Annotated in this window: 8 protein-coding genes and 1 tRNA gene; 8 read left to right on the plus strand and 1 reads right to left on the minus strand. The window is 40.9% G+C overall.

Going from position 1 to position 6645, the window contains the following annotated elements:
- The first annotated feature begins 59 nt into the window (after positions 1-59).
- The 8 genes from ftsY to CCS90_RS03980 all read left to right on the plus strand — a co-directional run bounded on the left by ftsY (position 60) and on the right by CCS90_RS03980 (position 6129).
- Positions 60-1211 (plus strand): signal recognition particle-docking protein FtsY, encoded by a 1152-nt coding sequence (ftsY, locus tag CCS90_RS03940; protein ID WP_211336939.1) that lies wholly within the window; start codon positions 60-62, stop codon positions 1209-1211.
- Positions 1212-1221: 10 nt separating this feature from the next.
- Positions 1222-2241, plus strand: a complete 1020-nt coding sequence (gene mutY / locus CCS90_RS03945) for an A/G-specific adenine glycosylase (protein WP_162846693.1) — start codon at positions 1222-1224, stop codon at positions 2239-2241.
- Positions 2219-2491, plus strand: coding sequence for an oxidative damage protection protein (locus tag CCS90_RS03950; RefSeq protein WP_099018192.1), 273 nt, complete (start codon positions 2219-2221; stop codon positions 2489-2491). The genes mutY and CCS90_RS03950 overlap by 23 nt, the downstream gene beginning before the upstream one ends.
- Before the next feature lie 102 nt (positions 2492-2593).
- Positions 2594-2669, plus strand: a tRNA-Phe gene (locus CCS90_RS03955).
- 319 nt (positions 2670-2988) lie between these two features.
- Positions 2989-4038 (plus strand): tyrosine-type recombinase/integrase, encoded by a 1050-nt coding sequence (locus CCS90_RS03960; protein ID WP_099018193.1) that lies wholly within the window; start codon positions 2989-2991, stop codon positions 4036-4038.
- A 388-nt stretch (positions 4039-4426) separates the two neighbouring features.
- A complete protein-coding gene (locus CCS90_RS03970; protein WP_099018195.1) occupies positions 4427-4624 on the plus strand; it encodes a hypothetical protein in 198 nt (65 codons plus the stop codon).
- 1 nt (position 4625) lies between these two features.
- Complete coding sequence (locus CCS90_RS03975) at positions 4626-4979, plus strand: hypothetical protein (protein ID WP_099018196.1); 354 nt, start codon at positions 4626-4628, stop codon at positions 4977-4979.
- A complete protein-coding gene (locus tag CCS90_RS03980) occupies positions 4972-6129 on the plus strand; it encodes a helicase RepA family protein (RefSeq protein WP_099018197.1) in 1158 nt (385 codons plus the stop codon). The genes CCS90_RS03975 and CCS90_RS03980 overlap by 8 nt, the downstream gene beginning before the upstream one ends.
- Positions 6130-6282: 153 nt before the next feature.
- On the opposite strand, the gene CCS90_RS14905 is transcribed toward CCS90_RS03980, so the two are convergent.
- Positions 6283-6645, minus strand: a 363-nt coding sequence (locus CCS90_RS14905; RefSeq protein WP_180236487.1) for a hypothetical protein, incomplete at its 5' end; no start/stop codon positions are given.

Below are 6645 nucleotides of genomic sequence, written 5' to 3' on the forward strand. Positions count from 1 at the left end.
AGCCTTGTATTTGTTAGAATATGCGCCATATTTTAACGGAATTTCTAAACAATAAACTCATGATTAAGTTTTTTAAAAGAAAAAACCAAAAACAAAAGGATCAAAAGCCAATTGATCAACAACCTGCTCAGGAGCAATCTGTCGATCCGTCGGTAGTGGATTCAGTTCAATCCAATGCAACACCAACTGTTGAAACACCCAATGAACCTGCCACTCAGGTCGAGCGTTCAATCGAACCTGCGGTTGAAAAGCCAGATGTGGTGAACACAGTCGTGCCTCCAGAGCTGTTGGCCCAAGGCGTAGAACCGCATCAACTCAATCAGCAATTGGCCAAAACCAATGACAATTTTGGTAAAAAGATGAAGCAAATTTTTTCCTTAAAGAAAAAAATTGATGAGGATTTGTTTGAAGAGTTGGAAACCATGTTGTTAATGGCTGATGTTGGTGCAGCGGCAACCATGGAGGTGTTGGAAAATGTACGTAAATCATTGAAGCGAAGTCATTTGTCAGATACCGATGCCGTATTCGATGCCTTAAAAGATCAATTGACTGAATTAGCCCAGGTGGTTGAAAAGCCATTGATCATTGATGACAGCAAACAACCTTTTGTGATTTTGGTGGTTGGTGTCAATGGCGTGGGTAAAACCACCACCATTGCTAAATTAGCCAGAAAGTACAAAGGCATGGGTAAAAAAGTCATGTTGGCTGCCGGCGATACTTTCCGCGCAGCGGCCGTTGAACAACTGAAAACGTGGGGCGAACGTGAAGACATTCCAGTGATGGCGCAAAACACCGGCGCAGATTCCGCTTCGGTCATCTTTGATGCCATGGCTTCGGCCAAAGCCCGCGGTATCGATGTTTTGATTGCTGACACGGCAGGCCGACTGCACACCCAAGCTAATTTGATGCAAGAACTTGAAAAAATCTCTAGGGTGATGCGAAAAAATGATGCAACAGCCCCACATGAAACCCTGATAGTGATTGATGGAGGCACCGGTCAAAATGCCATATCTCAAGTGCGTGAATTCAACAAAGCCAATTTGTTATCTGGCGTAGTGATTACCAAGTTGGATGGCACCCCCAAAGGCGGCGTTTTGTTTAATTTGGCAGCAGAATTTGGTATTCCAGTCAGGTTCATTGGCGTGGGTGAAAAATCTTCAGATTTAAAACCCTTCATTGCCAAAGATTTTGTCCAAGCCATCATCAATTGATTGAATCGAATTGAAATTCAGTACAAAAGTTGTTAACTGGTACCAAGCGCATGGCAGAAAGAACTTGCCTTGGCAAAGTCAAGACCACAGCAAAGTCAGTCCATACCATGTTTGGTTGTCTGAAATCATGCTCCAACAAACCCAAGTGATCAAAGTGATGACGTACTTTGATCGTTTCATTGAAGCCTTGCCGACTTTGGAAAAGTTGGCCAATGCCGATGAGCAAGCAGTGTTGTCATTGTGGTCTGGTTTGGGGTACTACAACCGAGCCAAAAACCTTCACAAAACCGCCATAATCTGCCAACAAGAACACCAGGGTAAGCTACCCAATGATTTAAGCCAGTTAATGGCTTTGCCGGGTATTGGCAGGTCAACCGCAGCAGCAATCATGTCGCTGGCTTTTGACCAAGCAGAGCCGATCATGGATGGCAATGTGAAGCGGGTTTTTGCCCGTCACTTTTTGGTGTCAGGTGAGCCAAACAAAAGCAGTACGATGCAGCAGTTGTGGCAGTTGGCTGAGAAACACCGTGAAACCAGAGAACCGGCAGCCTACACCCAAGGTTTAATGGATTTAGGGGCTAAAATTTGTATCAAACACCAACCCAAGTGTCAACAATGTCCAGTGATGCAGTCCTGCCAAGCCAGAGATCAAGGTGTGATTGAACTGTATCCAGAAAAAAAACGCAAAGTGATTCAACAAGAAGTGAATTTGTTTTGCTTGTTATCAGTAAGGAACAATCAAGTGGCTTTGCTGCCCCGCAAGTCAGCAGGTATATGGCCTAATTTGTGGTTTTTACCCACTTTTGATTCAGTGGATTCATTAAATGCAATCCATGCCGGTGCAGAAGCTCAATTCAGCTTGACCCATAAACTCACACATCGTATATTGCACCTACATATTTACCGAGCCTCAGGGCCTATTCAGTCAACAGATTTGGCATGGGTTGAACGCGATTTATTAAGCGAAAGACCTCACCCCAAAGCATTAACCCATATATTAGATCAATATGACAACCATCAACTGCATTAAATATGGCGCCGACCAGGAAGCCATCCCATACACACCTTATCCGGGTGAGTTGGGTCAAAAAATCCATCAAAACGTCAGTTTAAAATTATGGCAAGAATGGCTGGCACAACAAACCATGATCATCAATGAAAATCATTTTTCACCGATCGATCCAGATCATCGAAAAATCATTGAACAAAAAATGATTGATTTTTTGTTTGAAGGCAAAGATGTGAAACCACAAGGTTATGCGCCAGATGAAGACAATTGATAACAGATAAATTCATGAAACTTTGAATTAAAGGTTTGACAGCACCCAAGCGCATAATTATAATTCGCCTTCCTTATGAGACGACCTGTCTCAACATGGTGTGCCCGGTTAGCTCAGTCGGTAGAGCAGGGGATTGAAAATCCCCGTGTCCGTGGTTCGATTCCGCGACCGGGCACCATTTTTTATCTAGTAAAATCATCAACTTACCAACAATCCATCAATCACTGGCCTAACAATATTCTTGCGCCGGGGACATTTTGGGGACAGTTCGGTTTAACAAATCACAACAACGCCCCCATTTGATTCAAAGAAAGCCACACGTTAAGAGTTGGTCATGGAAAAAATACCCACTATTCGCACTAGATTGTCCCCTGAGTGTCCCATAGGGTGCGTTGACCCTTTGTTTACCAGTTAAGCATGGGGATTCTTAATCCCTTATTGCCATTTTTTATTGATTGCTGTAGACTGTTATTCATTATTAAATTATGTGAGTAATCATGGCTTCCATTATAAAAAGAGGTGACTCTTACCAGGTCAAAATACGTATCAAAGGCCACCCGGCAGAATCAACTTCATTCAGTAGGAAAACAGATGCAACCAACTACGCCAAGCAAAGAGAGACGGAAATAAGACAAGGCAAGCATTTAAAGGAAGCAGTTTCCAAGCGTTACACGTTCGCTCAAATGATTGATAGGTATCTTAAGGTTGGGTTTACAGATAAGCCGAAAAGTTTTAACAAGCAAAGGAATCAACTGGAGCGGTGGAAAGCTGAATTGGGGCAATATAGTTTGTTTGATGTTACAGCAACAAGAATCACAGAAGTTAAAGAGCGATTGTTGAATGAACCATTAAAGAATGGGAAAAAGCGTGCACCGGCGACAGTGGTTCGATATATGGCTGCATTATCACCCGTTTATAGAATGGCGGTCAATGAATGGGAATGGTTAGAAAAATCACCGCTTGATAAAGTTAAGCGACCAAAAGAATCCAATGGTGTTGTTAGGTTTCTATCTACTGATGAACGTCACCGGCTTTTGGATAAAGCTAAAAGCCATCCACACCCAAACATGTATGTACTTATTGTATTGGCTATTTCGACAGGGATGAGGCAAGGTGAAATTCTAGGGCTTAAACGTGAAGACTTATTTTTAAGTGATGGTTATGCGTTGTTGCATGAGACTAAGAACAATGAATCAAGAAGGGTTCCAATCACAGGGTTCGCATTGGATGTATTGAAAAACTTTTGCAAGGTTGTAAGAATGGACACGCCATATATCTTTGCAGATAAGACTACCAGTAAACCGGTGTTTAATTACCGTGCTTGGGAAGATGTGTTGAAGTTAGCAGAAGTAGAAAATTTCAGATTCCACGACCTAAGACATACATGCGCCTCATACCTTGCCATGAATGGCGCATCATTGGCAGAAATAGCCGAGGTGTTGGGTCATAAAACATTGAATATGGTTAAGCGGTATGCTCACTTGTCAGACAGTCATACAAGCAGTGTTGTGGCCTCAATGAATGATAAAATTTTTGCCGGAAATTAATAGCAGTTTTTTTTTGGGTAAGAATTTTAAAAAAAATAGGAAAAATTTTAAAAACTGCGTGCCAAACAAAAGTATAATCTTTGGTGTTGTGTTGATTTATCAAGAATTATATAACACTGCTAGCCTTTTCCCCGCTAAGTTAGAGGCTAGCAGTTACATATATCTTGTTTAGAGATAGGCGCACTTTAAACCGAAGCTTAAAGAACACTGTTTGTATATTACGGAAGTCATATCATAATTGCAACATTCTTAAGAATTAGTTTTTAGCCCCGCCTCTGACCACAACATTTGTTGCAAGCAAAAAAATGCTTGTGTTTATAAATGTGACTGACAGATTGGTTGTTCAAAATATCCACACCGATGCTGTCAGCAAATCGGAAAAAATAATATGAATTTATTATCTGTAAATAAGTTTATTGAAGCAAACCCCTCGTTCACAGTCGGTGGAATGAGAAACCTAATCTTTCATGCTGATTCAAACGGCTTAAATGACCACAATGCGATTGTTAGAATCGGTCGCAAGGTGATGATTGATGTTGAAAAGTTCTATCTTTGGATTAAAGCCCAAAATTCTATAGAGGTTTAACATGACCAAAGCATTCAGAAAGCACGGCAATATTTGTCGTGAGGCTACACCTACGCCTAAAGAAAGTGGGAATGTTGATGTCAACGGTGCAACACAAACGAGAATTAAGATGATTGATGAAGGAACAGATGTAGAGCCAATATTTATTAAGTCATTATCCTTTGGGTACAGCCTTATAAAGCGTGACGGTGATGAGCCAGTTTATGAAATTTGGCTAGGTTCAAATTCAATGAGAGACTTTGTTCACAGGTTTGATAGCTATGATGACACGGTGAAATACATGGTGACTAATAGCCATTGTCTTGATTACAACGATGCTGTCAGATTATTGAATAAAGGAGTCCAACATGCCTGATATAAGAATAGACAACAATCACAGTGATAGTAGCAATCAGAGCCCCTTGCGTAAAGCAGGGGGCGTATTTAGGCATAAAGCCAAGATACTAACTTGTAAACAATTCATGAGTTCAAGTGTTGAGCCTAATTGGTTGATTAATGGTGTGATTGAGAAAGATACTACAGGTGTGCTTTATGGCCGAACTGGCACATACAAATCATTTGTAGCTTTGGATTGGGCATTGTCAGTGGCTACAGGAAAGGATTGGCATAGTCATGAGACAAAGCAAGGGGTTGCTGTTTACGTGGCCGGTGAGGGCTTCCACGGGCTAATCAAACGTGTCAAGGCTTGGTTTGTAAGGTATGGTTATGATGATGCAGAATTCATGCCTACCGATACAAGAGTTGCAGTATTAAATGATGATGAGTACGAAAACTTTTTAAATCAACTTGAACAAATTGGCCAGCCGATTGGTTTAGTGATATTTGATACGTTACGTAAATGCTTTGGCCGCGGCGATGAAAACAGTGCCTCTGAAATGGGGGAGTTTTTTAGCCGTGTTGATGCGATAAGACGTGCCTTTAATACCACATGTTTGATTATCCATCATAAAAACAAAAGCAATGTAATACGTGGTAGTAATTCACTTGAGTCTGACGTTGACTATCTATACCAGCTGGAATCAAAGTCTAAAAACAAGGCCGTGCTTCATGCTGAAAAATTAAAAGATGTGGAAACACCAAGCCCAAAATATTTAAAGTTTAGTTTGATTGATATTGGTCATAGTTCTGAAGGTGAGACGATCCAATCATTGGTTCCCGAGATGACTAAAAAGAATGTTGATACCAATACCAATAAACCTAATGGCATCAGAGGTCAGGTGTATGACTACATAATATTGCACTGCCGACAGTTGACTTCCTGGTCAGCAGTTATTGATGGTGTATCTCAAAACAAACCTTATAGCCAAGAGCAGATTACTTCAGCATTAAAAGGGCTAAGGACAAGCGTCAGAGATGGTGTGATTCAGACTCTTGCTTTTGATAAAATTGGTGGCAGTAATCATGTTCAGTCGATGAGTAGAGGTTCCATTGATAGCTTCCATGATTTAGGTGGAAGCTCTGGTTATAGTTCCATGGAAGTTCCAACGGTGCAAACGCAAGCATAGCGAAGTTTGAAAATGTTCCATTGGTGTTCCAACAATATGCGCCGGTTTAATTTTGTTGGTAATGGAAGTGATGGAAGCCCCCCTATGTAATAGGGGGCTTACTTCCATTCCATAAAACCCAGTGTTAAAACTCAATCAAAACCTTAGATAAAGCTACTTAATAAGCTCTAGCTTTCTAAAGACTTTTGATAATTTTTTCATTGCTGATTTAATCATGCCAGCATTGCCCGATAATATTCCGCCTCTAGTGGTGTTCATGTAGCCAGAATAAACAAGTCGATTTGATACAATATGATTTAGGGTGATACTGTGATTTATGGTGCGCTGATTCATTTTGTATTCGGCACCGGTTTCTTTGGCCGTACCGTTGTACTGATAATTGCCATTCCCTGTGTCCCTTAATGTTCCACTATGTTGCATTTGTCTAGTGTCCATGAACTTAACATCCTTGTTGCTTTCGTTAGCATATTGAATAACTAACACAAGCTCAAAACCCTTGTCTTTTAAATTAGCCAA

The organism is Marinicella litoralis (assembly GCF_002591915.1).
GTDB classification, from domain to species: Bacteria; Pseudomonadota; Gammaproteobacteria; order Xanthomonadales; family Marinicellaceae; genus Marinicella; species Marinicella litoralis.